14 protein-coding genes are annotated in these 16,195 nt (G+C 46.4%); 10 read left to right on the top strand and 4 right to left on the bottom strand.

All coding sequences use genetic code 11. The features are described 5' to 3' along the window. The first annotated feature begins 30 nt into the window (after positions 1–30). From BUA17_RS05790 to BUA17_RS05810, 5 genes are all read left to right on the top strand, one after another. Positions 31–987 carry an ABC transporter permease gene (locus BUA17_RS05790; protein ID WP_072732892.1) on the top strand — a complete coding sequence of 319 codons (957 nt, stop codon included), beginning with the start codon at positions 31–33 and terminating at the stop codon, positions 985–987. 12 nt (positions 988–999) lie between these two features. Then, complete coding sequence (gene opp4C / locus BUA17_RS05795; RefSeq protein WP_063563945.1) at positions 1,000–1,941, top strand: oligopeptide ABC transporter permease; 942 nt, start codon at positions 1,000–1,002, stop codon at positions 1,939–1,941. A 9-nt stretch (positions 1,942–1,950) separates the two neighbouring features. Further along, complete coding sequence (locus BUA17_RS05800) at positions 1,951–2,934, top strand: ABC transporter ATP-binding protein (RefSeq protein ID WP_072732893.1); 984 nt, start codon at positions 1,951–1,953, stop codon at positions 2,932–2,934. Next, positions 2,927–3,892: an ABC transporter ATP-binding protein gene (locus tag BUA17_RS05805; RefSeq protein ID WP_072732894.1), complete on the top strand. Its 966-nt coding sequence runs from the start codon at positions 2,927–2,929 to the stop codon at positions 3,890–3,892. Before BUA17_RS05800 ends, BUA17_RS05805 begins: the two co-directional genes overlap by 8 nt. Positions 3,893–4,116: 224 nt before the next feature. Next, a complete protein-coding gene (locus BUA17_RS05810) occupies positions 4,117–4,608 on the top strand; it encodes a hypothetical protein (protein WP_072732895.1) in 492 nt (163 codons plus the stop codon). A 1-nt stretch (position 4,609) separates the two neighbouring features. On the opposite strand, the gene BUA17_RS05815 is transcribed toward BUA17_RS05810, so the two are convergent. The 4 genes from BUA17_RS05815 to BUA17_RS05830 form a co-directional block, all read right to left on the bottom strand. After that, the gene (locus tag BUA17_RS05815) at positions 4,610–5,578 is read right to left on the bottom strand and encodes a hypothetical protein (RefSeq protein WP_063563941.1); all 969 of its coding nucleotides are present in this window, start codon (positions 5,576–5,578) and stop codon (positions 4,610–4,612) included. Continuing rightward, positions 5,556–6,146, bottom strand: a complete 591-nt coding sequence (locus tag BUA17_RS05820) for an RNA polymerase sigma factor (protein WP_063563940.1) — start codon at positions 6,144–6,146, stop codon at positions 5,556–5,558. The genes BUA17_RS05815 and BUA17_RS05820 overlap by 23 nt, the downstream gene beginning before the upstream one ends. A gap of 213 nt (positions 6,147–6,359) precedes the next feature. After that, entirely contained in the window at positions 6,360–7,592 is a 1,233-nt protein-coding gene (locus BUA17_RS05825; RefSeq protein WP_072732896.1) for an aminopeptidase, read from the bottom strand. A gap of 82 nt (positions 7,593–7,674) precedes the next feature. Next, positions 7,675–8,907 carry an aminopeptidase gene (locus tag BUA17_RS05830; RefSeq protein WP_063563938.1) on the bottom strand — a complete coding sequence of 411 codons (1,233 nt, stop codon included), beginning with the start codon at positions 8,905–8,907 and terminating at the stop codon, positions 7,675–7,677. 214 nt (positions 8,908–9,121) lie between these two features. On the opposite strand from BUA17_RS05830, the gene BUA17_RS05835 reads away from it, so the two are divergent. From BUA17_RS05835 to BUA17_RS05855, 5 genes are all read left to right on the top strand, one after another. Further along, a complete protein-coding gene (locus tag BUA17_RS05835) occupies positions 9,122–9,388 on the top strand; it encodes a hypothetical protein (protein ID WP_079696002.1) in 267 nt (88 codons plus the stop codon). Positions 9,389–9,572: 184 nt separating this feature from the next. Then, positions 9,573–10,382, top strand: a complete 810-nt coding sequence (locus BUA17_RS05840; protein ID WP_072732897.1) for an MBL fold metallo-hydrolase — start codon at positions 9,573–9,575, stop codon at positions 10,380–10,382. Positions 10,383–10,596: 214 nt separating this feature from the next. Then, a complete protein-coding gene (locus BUA17_RS05845; RefSeq protein ID WP_072732898.1) occupies positions 10,597–11,607 on the top strand; it encodes an aldose 1-epimerase in 1,011 nt (336 codons plus the stop codon). A 224-nt stretch (positions 11,608–11,831) separates the two neighbouring features. Continuing rightward, on the top strand, positions 11,832–13,220 hold the full coding sequence (fumC, locus tag BUA17_RS05850; RefSeq protein ID WP_072732899.1) for a class II fumarate hydratase: 1,389 nt from the start codon (positions 11,832–11,834) through the stop codon (positions 13,218–13,220). Positions 13,221–13,399: 179 nt separating this feature from the next. Continuing rightward, on the top strand, positions 13,400–16,144 hold the full coding sequence (locus BUA17_RS05855; protein ID WP_072732900.1) for a CHASE3 domain-containing protein: 2,745 nt from the start codon (positions 13,400–13,402) through the stop codon (positions 16,142–16,144). Positions 16,145–16,195: the final 51 nt, after the last annotated feature.

Raw genomic sequence — 16,195 nt, forward strand, 5'->3', positions numbered from 1 at the left:
TGCAGGGGACGCATTGATAAGGAGCCTAATATGAGCACTTACATTGTGAAACGGATGACATACATGGTTCTTATTTTGCTGGCCGCTTCCGTTCTGATTTTCAGCCTGTATGCACTTACTCCTGGAGATTATATCTCCAGCAACATTAAGCTGAGTCCTGAGCGTAAGGCCGAACTGCGCGAATTATACGGACTGGACAAGCCCGTTGTCGAACGATATCTCATCTGGATGAAAAATGCTGTACACGGGGACTTCGGATATTCATTGGCACAACAAAAGCCAGTACTCTCGCTGTTCAACGAATATATCTGGAATTCATTTCTGTTAGCTGCGGTGACTACGTTCCTGACCTGGTTTATCGCGGTTATTATCGGTGTGATCGCTGCCTATAAGCAGTACTCGTGGTTCGATACCTTCGTGATGATAGGCATATTTGCAGCCATGTCCGTGCCATCCTTCTTTATCGGATTGTTTTTGATTAAACTGCTGGCGGTTGACCTAAAATGGTTGCCTCCAGGCGGCATGATGACTACAGGAAGTAATGCTACCGGTCTGGCCTATGTCAAAGAGGTGATTCAGCACATGACCTTGCCTGTAATTGTCATGACCCTGCTTGGGGTAGGCTCACTTACCCGTTACTTCCGCAGCAACATGATTGATGTGATCAAGCAGGATTATATTCGAACAGCGCGAGCCAAGGGTTTAAAAGAAAGCAAAGTGTTGTATACCCATGCCTTGCGCAATGCTCTTTTACCTGCAATTACACTGATTGGATTCGAGCTGCCGTCCTTATTCGGCGGTTCACTGATTATTGAGAAAATATTCAGCTGGCCCGGTATCGGCCAGTTATATATGCAGTCCTTCTCACTGCGTGACTATCCGCTGCTGATGGGCTTTACCATGTTTATCGCCATCCTTACCGTCATTGGAACGCTACTGTCTGATGTGCTCTATCACATCGCAGATCCGCGTGTCCGTTTGCAATAGGGGGCTATGAAAATGACAATCTCTTCATCGTCTGTAACGAGAAATGCCGCAGAAGCTGCCTTACCTTTAAAGGTTCCTACCAAGTCTTCTTTATGGAAATTGTCGCTCCGAAGACTGCTCAAGAACAAACTTGCCGTTGGCGGATTCATCGTGGTTTTGTTGATGTTTGTGGCTTGTTTCATTGGACCGCTGTTCTCACCTTATACCGATAACAAGATCAATATGGCGGCGATGAAACAAGGTCCAGGCATTCATCATTGGCTTGGTACAGATGCGCTTGGTAGGGATGTGCTTACCCGTGTGCTGATGGCTGGTCGTATCTCGCTCACTGTTGGTTTGGCTTCCATGGTTCTATCCGTATTTATCGGCTCCTTGCTTGGAGCCATCGCCGGATATTATCGTGGCATTGTTGATCAGGTCATTATGCGGATTGCCGACTTGCTGCTTACGATTCCGGGATTGCCGCTGCTGTTCATTTTCGGCGCGTTGTTATCGGATTGGAAAGTTCCACCGGATTCCAGAATGTATATCGTCATGCTGATGCTCAGCTTTGTCAACTGGCCCGGTATGGCCCGAATGGTACGGGGACAGATGTTAAGCTTGCGGGAGCGTGAATTCATGCAGGCTGCTGTTGTTCTTGGCTTGCGTGACCGTCGCAAACTGTTTCACCATCTTCTGCCCAATATTGTCCCGCTGCTCATCGTCATGGCGACTCTGAATATCGGCGGGTCCATTCTCAGCGAGTCGGTACTCAGCTTTTTTGGACTGGGTGTCATGCCGCCAACGCCTACATGGGGCAATATGATCGATGCGGCCAACAACATGATTGATTTTCAACAGCATCCGTGGTTATGGATTCCGCCAGGGCTGTCCATTTTCGTGACCGTTATTGCGATTAACATTTTTGGTGATGGTCTTCGAGACGTATTAGATCCCAAACAGAAGAGAAGGTGAGCACGCCTCATGCAAAATATGATTGAAATTGAACAACTTGAAACTCATTTTTACTCAGAAGAAGGCAATGTCAAAGCCGTGGACGGCGTAAGCCTGAATGTACGTGAAGGGGAGACGGTGTGCATCGTTGGTGAATCAGGTTGCGGCAAAAGTGTAACCGCCATGTCGATTATGGGATTGATTGAAGAACCGGCTGGCAAGGTAGTAGGAGGTGTGATCCGTTTTGATGGCCGGGATCTGCTCCGTGAAAGTAAATCTTCGCTGCGTGCCATCCGGGGCAATGACATCTCCATGATTTTTCAGGAACCGATGTCCTCGTTGAATCCCGTGCTGAAGATCGGTGAGCAATTAATGGAGCCGCTGATTGTACACTTGAAAATGAGTAAAAAGCAGGCTCGTGCCAGAGCGGTTGAGCTGATTGCCGAAGTTGGTATTTCACGACCGGAACAGATTGCAAACAGCTATCCGCACGAACTGAGTGGAGGTATGCTGCAGCGCATTATGATTGCCATTGCCATCTCATGTAACCCGAAACTGTTAATCGCGGATGAACCAACCACCGCACTGGATGTGACCATTCAAGCGCAGATATTGGATATGTTACAACATATCAAGTCCCAGTCAGGAACCTCCATTCTGATGATCACGCATGACCTTGGCGTTGTAGCCGAAATGGCGGATTATGTCGTTGTAATGTATGCAGGCAAAGTGGTGGAAGAGGGGGAAGTTGTGCAATTGTTCGAGTCTCCCAAACATCCATATACCCAGGGATTGCTTCGCTCCAAGCCGATTATCAATCAACGACAGGACGAATTGTATTCGATACCCGGACATGTACCTGATCCACTATCCTTAAAAGATTCCTGTCATTTTGCTGATCGTTGTGAGCACTGTATGTCGATATGCACCACGCAAATGCCTACGCTGAAGCAGCTTGGACCTGGTCAGAAGGCTGCATGCTTTCTGTATGAGGAGGCGTTGAGTCATGTCTGAACCTCTATTGGAAATCGAACATCTCAAAACCTATTTTCCTGTGCGCAAAGGTTTATTGAATCGTACAGTAGCCCATGTGAAAGCAGTCGATGATATCAGCATCACAATCCATGAAGGCGAGACGTTTGGATTAGTGGGTGAATCCGGAAGTGGCAAGAGCACCGTTGGAAGAACGATCGTGCGATTAACGGAAAAAACGGAAGGACAGATTCGTTTTCAAGGTGTTGACTTGCATCAGTTATCAATGCAGGAAGTGCGGAAGATCCGTCCGCAGCTTCAACTTATTTTCCAGGACCCCTACAGTTCACTGAACCCGCGCATTCGCATTGGTGATGCGATCGGGGAGGCTGTATTGGATCACGGGTTGGCTACCGCAAGCGAGGTTCGTGATCTCGTCAAGGAGGTACTCGGAGCCTGCGGATTGTCATCTTATCATATTGATCGTTTTCCCCATGAGTTCTCTGGTGGACAGCGACAACGGATTGGGATCGCGCGAGCTTTGATCTTAAATCCGAAACTGATTATCGCAGATGAACCGGTATCAGCACTCGACGTGTCTATTCAGGCTCAGATTATCAACCTGTTCAGACGGCTTCAGCAAGAGCGTGGCCTTGCTTACTTGTTTATTTCGCATGATCTGAGTGTGGTGGAACATCTATGTGACCGTATTGGAGTGATGTATCTGGGCTCCATGGTCGAGACGGCCTCCAGAGATGAGTTATTCGGCAATCCACTGCATCCGTATACGAAAGCGCTACTATCAGCTGTACCTGTGCCGATTCCCAAATTGAAACGGGAACGAATTGTGCTTAAAGGGGATATCCCCAGTCCGGTGAATCCGCCAACTGGATGCAAGTTCCATACACGTTGTCCATGGGCAGAAGATATCTGCAAGCAGCAAATTCCAGCGTATCGGAACTTTGGAGCGGATCATTTTGTAGCCTGTCATTTGGTCTGAGGCATGTGAGAATAATTTCATATCAACGTTATCTTATGGATACGGAATGGAATTATTTAGGTTTCATCCATTCAGTATGTATTTACCCGATGATGCATCAGAGAACCAAAAGACGCTGCCGACATGTAAGTCGGAGCGTCTTTTATTTTTTTGAAACCTTCTAACCACTACATCCGTTTAATACTTACACAAAATCAAATTTGGAAAATGAAGGGTGGATACATATGCGGAAAATAAGAATAACGTCCATGTTGAAAGTCATGATTGTTGCAGCACTATCGGCACCCATAATTCTTGCTATACCAACCGCCGGGGTAGCTGTCGCCAGTCCAAGTATCCAGCCTCACGCGCTTACTCCACCACCACCGCCCTTGGAACCAAGTGTTAATATGTTGTCTTCCCCAAATTATATTTATCAGGCAGAGGGGACGGTTACACCTGGAGGGGGGCTGACTGCGGTTGTAAATACAACAACAACGACCTTCTCGGAAATGAAATCGCTGCAAGTCGATTATCGACTTGAGCGCTGGACGGGATCGGCCTGGATACTCTATCAATCCGGTTCCAAGAAGAAATCGCAAACGCAGACCCTGAATGCCCAATCGAACTGGACCGTTATAACCGGATATTACTATCGGGTTGTCAGTCTTCATACGGCCAACGATGGGGTCAAACCTGAGACGACAACACATATTTCAAACAACGTATTATTTTAATTTATTTTTGAGTACTACCTGGAAATTTTTGTTCCTGCAGGTCATTGGCAATGGCAATCATCTCTTCTTCCGAGACGGTTCCGAATAAGCTCATGTTGACAGAACCCATCATCCATTGAAAGGTATTATAGGGGGGGCCGAGGTACATAAATGCATCGCTGCCATCAGCCAATTTGACGATACTTGTTTCGCGAAGCATGGGCCCCTCAATGACCTGACCAGGCGAAACATAGGCATAATCAAACTGAATGACTTCTTCTTCACCATTTTTGCCTTCGCCGCTATAACGAACCCTCATTCGTTGAGATTCGTAATAATCTTCCGGATTGACGGGATTAAGGGTATCCAGCATGAGCTCAAATTTGATCTTTGTAAACCGCTCGGGAATCGCTTTTGATAACAAAAAATCACCCATAAATCCCGAGCGTGCTATTTCCTTGGTTACAACAACAGCTTCAAGTAAATGTGATGTCTCATAGAAGGGGAGAACAATATCTTCATCCTCTTCTGGATCGTCTCCAGAATAGAATTTGGGAGCTTCATTAACTCCTCGTTCAGGAGGTGGAGGTGTCTTGGCTGTCGAAGGATCAGCACCCAAATGAGTAGTACGATCCTCAATAACAATGGATTTCATGCCATTGCCCCAGTCCTTGATTGATTGTACAAAAGGGGAGACGGCTTGCGTCCCGGTTGGCATACTGAAGATGACGGCGCCGATGGTCACGGACGCAGCAACAATGACGGATAAACGTATGGTGCGCATTCTTTTCTTGCGTACGCCAACCCGGTCAATCTCCTTTTGAACTTGGAGCCAGGATTGGCGCATGGATTCGGTGTTGGAAGCAGGGGTGGCAGATACAGCCTGATGGAAGGCTTCGTCAAAAGCCATATCAAACGCGGCATCGAAAAAATCGTCTTCCAGCTCTGAATCGAATGAATCAATATGCTTATCGGACTTGCCTTTGCTCAATGCTTCCACCCCATTCCTTATGTAATTTCTTCTTGATACTTCCGCGGGCTCTGAACAAACGTTGCTTCACAATTTCTTCGGATGTATCAAGCAGATCGGCCATTTCCCGATAGGAAAGACCCTCTTTCCAGCGCAGCTCCACGAGTACACGGTATTCCGGCTTAAGCTGTTCCAGATAGAACTCGATGGATTCCTGCATCATTTGAGTCTCCACCGTGCTCTCCACGGAAGCTGCCGTCTGATTAATTGTCTCCATATCTATAAAAACACTATCCGTATCCAGTTGGTTACGGTTATTTTTATTTTTTCTCAGATAATTAATGGCGGTATTCCGTGTGACAACCTTCAGCCAGGCTTTCAGCTTGACTTCGTTGTCAAAGAGAGGTTTGTTTTTAATGATTTTGATAAAAGCTTCCTGAATGATATCTTCTGCTGCAGCACGTTCTTTGATGATGTAAACGATGAGACCATGTACCATATTATAGTATTCGTAGTACACTTCTTCTTGAAGCTGAGGGCCCAAATTATGGAAATCTGAGGCTAAGAGTAATTGGAGCCGATTGGCCATGATGTTCTCCTTTCTGGTGAACAATCCACAAACATTGGTATCATTTCATTTTACAACATTATATGGAAGCGATACAATGGGAGGTTAGTCCGACAGAAGCAGAAAAAGTATAGCCGAAATAGAGAGAGGCCGCCTCACTAACCAGTAAATTATGGTTAGTAGGGCAGCCTCTATGTGTTATTTAATAATCGTAGAATAACAGATACAAATGGCTTAGAAAGCCCAATCGCCGTTCAGGAAGATGGCTTCACGCTCGTCATTCGCTGTAACACCGTAAATGTTCGTTTCCGGCGATCCCATCATGAAGTCCACATGTGTAATGCTGGAGTTCATGCCGCGAGCTGCAAGCTCTTCGGTTGACATGGTTTTGCCACCATCGATATTGAAAGCATAGGAACTGCCGATAGCGAGGTGACAAGATGCATTCTCATCATATAGCGTTGTGTAATAGAGAATACCACTTTCCGAGATTGGAGAATGGAAGGGCACCAAAGCGACTTCACCGAGATAATGCGAACCTTCATCCATTTTAATGAGTCTTTCAAGGGTATCTTGACCTTCTTCGGCGTGGAAATCAATGATGCGTCCGTTCTCAAATGTAAGGGAGAAGCGATCAATGATACTTCCGCCATAACTGAGTGGTTTGGTACTAGACACTTTACCGTTTACCCCATATTTAGCCGGCGCGGTGAATACTTCCTCTGTCGGAATGTTGGCGACAAAACGTGTACCTTGTTCGTTAATGCTGCCAGCCTGCGCCCAAATGTGCCCTTCAGGAAGCTCAACCGTAAGGTCGGTTCCCGGTGAGACAAAATGAAGAGCTTTGTATTTTTTGCTGTTCAGGGCAACTGCTTTGTGCTCCAAACGCTCAATATGCTGCTCCCAAGCCGCTACAGGATCTTCGAGATCAGCTCTTACAGCAGCAAAAATGGCTTCCCAGAGCTGTTTCATCTGCTCGGCAGGGGGAAGGTCAGGGAAGACTTTGGCGGCCCAATCCGGCGAAGGACAGGCTACTCCTGTCCAGCTCATTTTGTCCGCCTGCTGATACTGACGGTATTTGGACATCGCCTGTCCGTATGTACGCTGATGGGTGGAAATGCGTTCTGGATCGATGCCTTTTAGCAGGTCTGGGCTGGATGACAATATGGTCAAGAACGCAGCATTGTTCGCTGCCAGCTCCTCAAGTTCAGCGGCATGCCATTTCGGTGCATCTTGGAAAGAGTCCTCAGGCGCCATTTCAAAGCGCAGCCGATTGACAGTTTCGTCTCCATATTTGACGATGACTTTCTTTGCTCCGGCCTCGTAGCCTTTACGCACCAACAAACGCACGAATTCAGCTGTATCAATCATCGCGCTGATAACGAAGATTTGTCCGGGCTGAACGTTGGCTCCAACTTTTACAGCCAGTTCAGCATAACGATCCAGTTTTTGTTCAAAACTCAACATATCAAGTTCCTCCATATCATGAATGCCCCGCATACGCAGGAAAAGAGAGGAGTGACCCTCTCTCTCATTTACATCGTCTAAATTAGAAAGCCCAGTTGCCTTGCAGGAAGATTGGCTCTTCGCTGCCTTCGGAAGTGACACCGTGAATGTTCATTTCTCCTGATCCAATCATGAAATCCACATGAGTGAGACTGGAGTTCATGCCATGGCTGATCAATTCATCCTTGGACATCGTTTTGCCGCCTTCCAGACAGAAGGCATAGGCGTTACCGATAGCCAGATGGTTGGATGCATTTTCATCAAAGAGGGTGTTGTAGAACAAAATATTCGTATCCGAAATTGGTGATTGATGTGGAACGAGAGCTACCTCGCCCAGATAATGTGCGCCTTCATCCATTTCAATCAAGCTTTTCAATGAATCAAGTCCTTGTTCAGCAGTATAATCGACAATTCGACCATTTTCGAAAGTGATGGAGAAGCCGTCGATCAGATTGCCACCATAACTCAGTGGCTTAGTGCTGCGAACTGTACCGTTAACTCCGGTTTTCAGTGGAGCGGTGAACACTTCCTCTGTAGGCATATTGGCAACGAAGACGTGTCCCTGCTCATTAATGCTTCCACCGGATACCCACAGATGACCTTCAGGAAGCTCGATCGTCAAGTCTGTGCCAGGGGCAGTATAGTGAAGTTTTTTGTATTTCTTCTCGTTAAGCAGATCAGCACGGGAGTCGAGATTCAGCAAATGTGTTTTCCATTCAGCGACAGCATCCTGCTCACCAATGCGAACGGTTTTGAAGATGACATCCCACAACTTATCAATTTGCTGCTCAGCCGGAAGATCAGGGAATACTTTGGCTGCCCACTCAGGGGAAGGAACTGCCACAATGGACCAGCTGAATTTGTCTGCCATCTGATAGGAACGATATTTCTCCATCGCTTTACCGCGAACTTTCTGACTAGTCACGATGCGTTCTTGAGGAACACCGGCAAGCAGGTCCGGATTTTCTGCAATAACATGCAGAATGGCGGCACCTTCTTCTACGAGTTCAGTCATTTCCCCTGCAAACCATTTTGGTTCAATGGAGAAGGATTCCTCTGGTGCGAGATCATAGTGAAGACGTGTAATTACCTCATCACTCCAGTTTACTTTGACCAACTTGGCACCTGTGCCATAAGCGGCTTTGACGATCAGGCGCACAAAATGTGCTGCGGAAATGGGTGCGTTTACGACGAGCGTCTGCCCAGGATGGACATTGACACCCACTTTGACTGCCAGTTCGGCATATTGTTGTAAATTCGTTTCAAAATTGTTCATGCTATTTGTTCCTCCTGTTTGGTATAATGTCGTAGCTGTTTGTTATTATAGTCCTCATTACAGGTATGTAAGGAGTCAGTAAGGTTCCCTCATTGAATAAGGTATACGTTGCTACGATATATATTGTACAATTAACCAATAATAATTACCAAACTAGGTTTACCATAAATTGTGGAGACCTGCAACTGAAGAGAGATTAAAGGAGAGAACGATTGTGAATATTGAGATTATTCGTGCAGAGATGCGTCGTGAAGATGAGAAGAATTATGTAGGAAATACGGTTTTTCGTGCAGAAGGCGAAAAGTCAGTTTATGAGATTACGTTTATGAGCAAGAACGGCAAGGATTGGGACTATAGTCTGCATTTCACTGAACAATCCGGTGATGAAGATGAATTGCTGCGTATGGACGAGCTGCTTGAAAACGATGATGATATGTACAATCAACTGCTTGATGCGGCACTGGATGCTTACCCGGCATAATAGGACCGAGAGGTTCTTGTTCTAATATGGAATGTAGCTGATTATACTAGACGGTGTATGCCTGAAACAGGGCGTCCACCGTCTATTTTATTGGGAATAAGGAATAGTTACTCCAGAAAAGGGAAGTCTATGACAGATGAATGGAACCAGAGAGACAATCCGCCTGAATGGGAGGTAACCGTGAATGGCATCTGACAATCTGATTACATCAGGAATGACGGGACTTGAAGAAGTCGCGCACGATATCCTCAGTCTGCGTACACTGTTCGTTAATGTTGTGTTCATCGGGGAGCCTGGAAGCAGGAACTGGGTGCTCGTGGACACTGGAATGGCCAGTTTCACTGATCAGATTCTTCATGTTGCAGCTGAACGCTTTCCTGGTCCACCGTCTGCGATTATTTTGACACATGGTCATTTTGATCATGTAGGGACCGTCATCGAACTCGAACAATTCTGGGGTGTCCCGGTGTATGCACACCCACTGGAACTGCCTTATTTGACAGGTGTGAAAGATTACCCTCCGGCGGACCCTACTGTAGGTGGCGGTTTGATGGCACGGCTGTCATTTGCTTATCCTAATGAAGCTATTAATCTCGATGATCGGATATTCAGTCTGCCGGATGATCATTCAATCCCAGGTGTTTCTGGATGGGAATGGCAGCATACTCCCGGTCACACACCGGGCCATGTATCGCTATTTCGAAAAGAAGACCGTATCCTGATTGCGGGAGACGCGATCGTCACTGTAAAACAGGAATCGCTCTGGAGTGTGCTGCTTCAGGACAAACAGTTGCACGGTCCACCTGCATATTTCACGACGGATTGGCAAGCGGCTCATCGATCAGTTCAGCTTATTCGACGACTGGAGCCCATAGTTGCTGTTACCGGGCATGGTCATTCCTTAACCGGAGAAATGCTGAGAGATTCGCTGGAGCGGCTCGATCTCGATTTTGAACAGACCGCCGTCCCGGATCACGGCAAATATGTGGATTAATAGAGCCGATGCCATGTATGGGCATACCTTTGAAATCTTGAATGATTTCAGTACGGCAACATAAGGGGATGGAGACAGCCACGGAGCATCGTAGCTGTCTTTTTTGTCGTTCTATTATGAATTTGTTCTCTATCATAGATTGGTATTTTGTGCGTGGTCATGATATAGTCGAGCCGTATAATATAACCTTAGTATGCAGGAGGTACATATAACGATGACACAGCAAAATGCAGCTTTCGAAGAACAATTTGGAGGTATACCAGCCGTCTGGCTTCGTTTTAATCAATTCGAAGCAGCTGTTATTCCGAGCGTGGGTGCCAACCTTGTTGCTTTCCGTGATACAGAGCAGGGATTCCGCTATTTGCGTGAGCCAGACCAGGAACATATGGACGAGTTTATGGCTGCACCTGCCGTTTACGGTATACCGATTCTTTCTCCACCAAATCGCTATGAGGATGGTCGATTCCCTTGGAACGGCGAAGTCTATCAACTACCTATAAACGAACCAGCTACAGGCAACCATCTGCATGGATTTCTCCATGATGCCGAGTGGAAGGTTGAGGGCTACGGATCTAACGAGCTAGAGAGTTATGTTTTGCTTAGTCAGGAAGTGAAAGAAGGACATGTGTTCTACAAATACCTGCCATTCACCTTTACAGTGACACTCCGTTATTCGCTGAGTAGTCTGGGACTTCAGCAGCAATTGAATGTCCGCAATAACGGGAAGGAACGTATGCCGAATTTGTTCGCATTCCATACAGCCATTAGCGTACCTTTTGCTCCTGAAAGCCATGCATCCGATTACACGGCCAAAATAACGATTGGTCAGCGTCGTGAATTAAATGAACGTTCTTTGCCTACGGGACAATTTCAACCGCTTACACCAGAGGAAGAGCAATTAAAGGGTGAGGGTGTTAGTCCGTTTTTTGCAGCCATGGACAACCATTACACTGCAGAACCGCAGAATGGGCGAAACTATATGGAGCTTACCGATCATCGTACCGGTGACAAGTTGGTATACGATGTAGGCACGTCATACAAGCACTGGATGATCTGGAATAACAATATGACTGGCGGATTCTTCTGTCCTGAGCCACAGATGAACCTGGTTAATGCCCCGAATGTACAAGGCATTCCTGCTGAAGAGATCGGTCTGATTGGTCTTGAGCCGGGCGAATTATTTGAGCAAACCAGCCGTCTTTATTCGATTAAACCGCAAAAATAAATACTCGGACATTTTGCGTCACGCTTACATTTTTGTCGAAAAGGTGAAAACCGGTCAGGCAATCATGTATAATATGACAAGATACACAAGCTTTGCTCATAAAAGCATTTTGCATAAAGCCCAAAGTTAATTTTGGAATCAACAGATGCAAGATGCTGTGAAGAAAAGAATGTATACGTATTTTTGTAGAGACCCAAACCATCTTTTTGGAGGAGGAAAAGCAAGTGGAATACCGCATTGAGAGAGATACGTTAGGTGAAATGAAAGTACCAGCCGACAGGCTGTGGGGAGCTCAAACGCAGCGCAGCAAGGAGAACTTTCCGATTGGTCGCGAGCATATGCCGATGGAAGTTGTACGTGCTCTTGCCATATTGAAAAAAAGCGCTGCTGCCAGTAACCATAAATTAGGTAAATTGTCCGCTGCCAAATCGGATGCAATCGCTTATGCCGCTGATGAAATTATTGCAGGCCGAATTGATGATCATTTCCCGCTCGTGGTATGGCAGACGGGTAGCGGAACACAGTCCAACATGAACGTAAACGAGGTCATTGCCAATCTGGGTAACCAGCTGCTGGAACAAAAGGGCAAGGAAGAACGTCTGCATCCGAATGATGATGTGAACATGTCCCAGAGCTCCAATGATACATTCCCAACGGCTCTGCATGTTGCAGGTGTACTTGCTGTTGAAGATCAGCTCTTGCCGGCAATCGCGGTGCTGAAAGCCACTTTTGCAGACAAATCGGAAAAATTCAAAGATATTATCAAAATTGGACGTACTCATCTTCAGGATGCAACGCCAATTACACTCGGTCAGGAGATCAGTGGCTGGGAAGCGATGCTCGATAAGAGTGAACGCATGATCCGGGATAGTGTTAATTATATGAAAGAACTCGCAATTGGTGGTACAGCTGTGGGAACCGGAATTAATGCACATCCTGACTTTGGTGATTATACAGCCAAAGAAATTGGCAAGCATACCGGCAAGAATTTTGTATCCGCTCCAAACAAATTCCATGCGCTTACAAGTCATGATGAAGTGGTCTACGCTCACGGTGCAGTTAAAGCGCTTGCAGCTGACTTAATGAAAATTGCCAATGATGTTCGCTGGCTGGCTAGTGGCCCACGAAGTGGTCTGGGAGAGATTCGTATTCCAGAGAACGAACCGGGCAGTTCCATTATGCCGGGTAAAGTGAATCCAACCCAGAGCGAAGCGATGACCATGGTGGTTACGCAAGTGATGGGGAACGATGCGGCGATTGGCTTCGCGGCAAGTCAGGGTAACTTCGAGTTGAATGTGTTCAAACCGGTTATTATCTATAACTTCCTGCAATCTGTTCAGCTTCTCGCTGATTCCATCGTTGCATTCAATGATAAGTGTGCGGTGGGTATTGAGCCTAACCTCAGTCAGATAGAACATAATCTGAATAATTCGCTTATGCTGGTTACTGCTCTTAATCCGCACATCGGTTATGAGAATGCAGCCAAAATTGCCAAGCTTGCGCATAAGGAAGGACTGTCTCTGAAAGAAGCCACTTTGCAGACAGGTCTGCTTACGGAAGAGCAATTCGATCAGTATGTTGATCCAGCGAAAATGATTGCCCCGAAAGCCTAATCAATCATTATCATGCGAACTTCATTCTAATAAACAAGCGACCTGCATCCGCAGGTCGTTTTTTAGCTCGTGAGGTTTCGTGAACTAATACTTGTCAGTCTATACGTATACATATAAACTACATATGCGACTGTTTTTTTAATCGATCGGAATTGTTTATTTCATTGGAGGTTTCTGCGTTGTCGAAAAAGAGAAGATTCACGATACGCTCCAAAATTCTATTGGGCTATCTAGTGGTTGTGTTGTTATTTGGTGCTGTGTTGCTGGTGTTATCTGCCCAAATTGATGCATCGCAGAAGGAAATCGATTTTATCAGCCACCACGACCTGGAAGTGCATAACCTGACCAACGCAATTGAGAAAAATGTTCTGAATATGGAAACAGGACAGCGGGGATTCATGATTACCGGGGAAGAAAGTTATTTGGAGCCATACACCCAAGCAATGACCCAATGGAACTCCAATTATGCCCAACTGTATGAGCTGGTTAGCGATAACCCATCCCAGCAGAAGAGCCTGGAGAACATCAAATCACATATTGTCCGCTGGATTGATGTTGCCGGAACAGCCTCGGTAGCCCTAAAAAGACAAGGGGATCAGGAGAAAGTTATTGATTTTTTCCATTCCGATCCGGGGAAAAGCGAAATTGATCTGTTACGGTCCCAGTTTGAAACCTTCCGCAACACAGAGATGGGCCTTACGGAGAGTCGGGTGACTGAGCTCGCCGAACGAAGCTCCACACTGCTTACGATTATGTACACCTTATGGGCTGTCGTTGCTGGACTATCTGTAGCCGCAGCGCTTGTCATTTCGGGTAATATCGTCAAAACCCTGCGTGAAGTCAAACAAACCATCACCGACATATCCCAAGGCGGCAATCTTACACAGCGTATTGTTGTCCGAACACATGATGAAGTCGGTGATTTGGGCCAAGAGACCAATATATTGCTGGACACGGTACAGGAACAGAATCGACTTAAGGATCAGGTTGCCAACATCGCCACGCTCCTGCAGAACCCTACGAGCCTGGAGGGACTGTCACGCTTGTTCCTAAACCAGGTCGCGATCCTGTTGGAAGCCCCGTATGGCGTGTTATATGCGATGAAAGAGAATCGTCTCATTCGTGTAGCTGCGTATGCAGCAGATGGCGAGAAAGAGCGTTCCCTTGGTAAAGTGTCCGTTGCACCGGGTGAGGGATTAGTTGGTCAGAGTGCAATTGAGAAGCGGGTTCTGCAAATGAACGACTTGCCTCAAAATTATATTCGTATCTCATCGGGTCTTGGTGATGCGTCAGCTGCATCACTCACGGTAGCACCTGTGGTATTTGAAGGTAAAACGATAGCTGTAATCGAACTGGCTTCCATGAAGCCAATCGAACCTAAGGAAACAAAGCTGCTAACCGAACTGATCGAAATCTTCGGGGTGTCGCTTCATTCCACCGTCACACGCATGGAATTACAGCATTTGTATGATGAATCCCAGGTACTGAATGAAGAATTACAGACACAATCGGAGAAATTGCAGGCACAGACCGAAGAGATGGTGTCTCAGACGGAAGAGTTACATATGCAGACTGAAGAACTGCACATGTTGAACGAGCGTCTGGAACTGCAGAAAAATGCGGCTGAGACCTCTGCCAGTGAACTTGCAGAAGTAGCGGATCAGTTACGGACAAGCTCTGGTTACAAGTCTGAGTTCCTGGCGAATATGTCGCATGAACTGCGTACTCCGCTGAACAGTATGCTGATTCTGTCCGAGATTTTGGCTGAGAACAAGCATCAGCACTTAAACAGTGAAGAACAGAAATATGCTTCGGTGATCCATGCATCAGGCAAGGACCTGTTGAATCTGATTAACGATATTCTCGATCTTTCCAAAGTGGAGGCCGGGGAGATGGAAGTGGACTTGGATGATGTCTATCTTGGAAGCCTGCCCGAAGCGATGAATCAATATTTCCTGAAAACGGCTGAGCAAAAAGGAATTGATTTCCGTATTCAGCTTCAAAGCCCTCTGCCGGAAACGATTTTTTCCGACGAGATGCGGTTACATCAGATTCTGAGAAATTTGCTTTCCAACGCATTCAAATTCACCAATGAAGGAGAAGTGGCCTTAACTATTTCCAGAGTGAGTCTGTCCAATCCTGAAGGGAGCGGAGCAGAGACGGATGTTATAGCTTTCTCGGTTAGTGATACCGGAATTGGTATTTCGGAGAACAAACTGCTGCAGATCTTTGATGCATTCAAACAGGCCGATGGAGCCACAGCTCGAAAATACGGTGGAACCGGACTGGGACTATCGATCTCTCAATCCCTTGCCAATCTGTTGGGAGGATCAATCTCGGCAACGAGCCGCGAAGGACAAGGAAGTGTCTTCACCCTATTCCTCCCGCTTAGAAGGGAAGAGCCTGAGGTTATGCAGAACTCCAGATTGTTCTTGAATGAGGTTGCTGTGACTGCTCCTGAAATAAACAGTGCTTCAGGAATGAATTCAACCAAAATCGAGATGTTGCTGACTCCACTTGAAGAATCATTATTGAATGGTCGTCAGGTTCTCGTTGTCGATGATGATATTCGAAATGTTTATGCCTTGGCAAATGCCCTTGAGCAGTATGACATGAAAGTGATAACAGCTCAGAATGGCTACGAGTGTCTGGAGATGTTAGAGAGCGGAGAAGCAAATCCAGATATTATCTTGATGGATATCATGATGCCAGAGTTGGATGGGTATGAGACCACTCGCCAGATCCGTGATAGATTGAATCTCAAGAAGCTCCCTATTATTGCTTTGACTGCCAAAGCCATGAAAGAAGATCGTGATAAATGTATCGCGGCAGGAGCTTCGGATTATATTAGCAAACCGCTCAATATGAAAGAGGTACTCTCCCGCATGAAATTATGGCTGAGTCATGAAACATTGGGTATCTGATCTTTTCCGTTTGAAATTCAACAGTATTAACTCAAAAATAAAACCTATGCC

It is taken from the genome of Paenibacillus sp. ov031 (assembly GCF_900143165.1).
In the GTDB taxonomy this organism is placed as follows: domain Bacteria; phylum Bacillota; class Bacilli; order Paenibacillales; family Paenibacillaceae; genus Paenibacillus; species Paenibacillus marchantiae.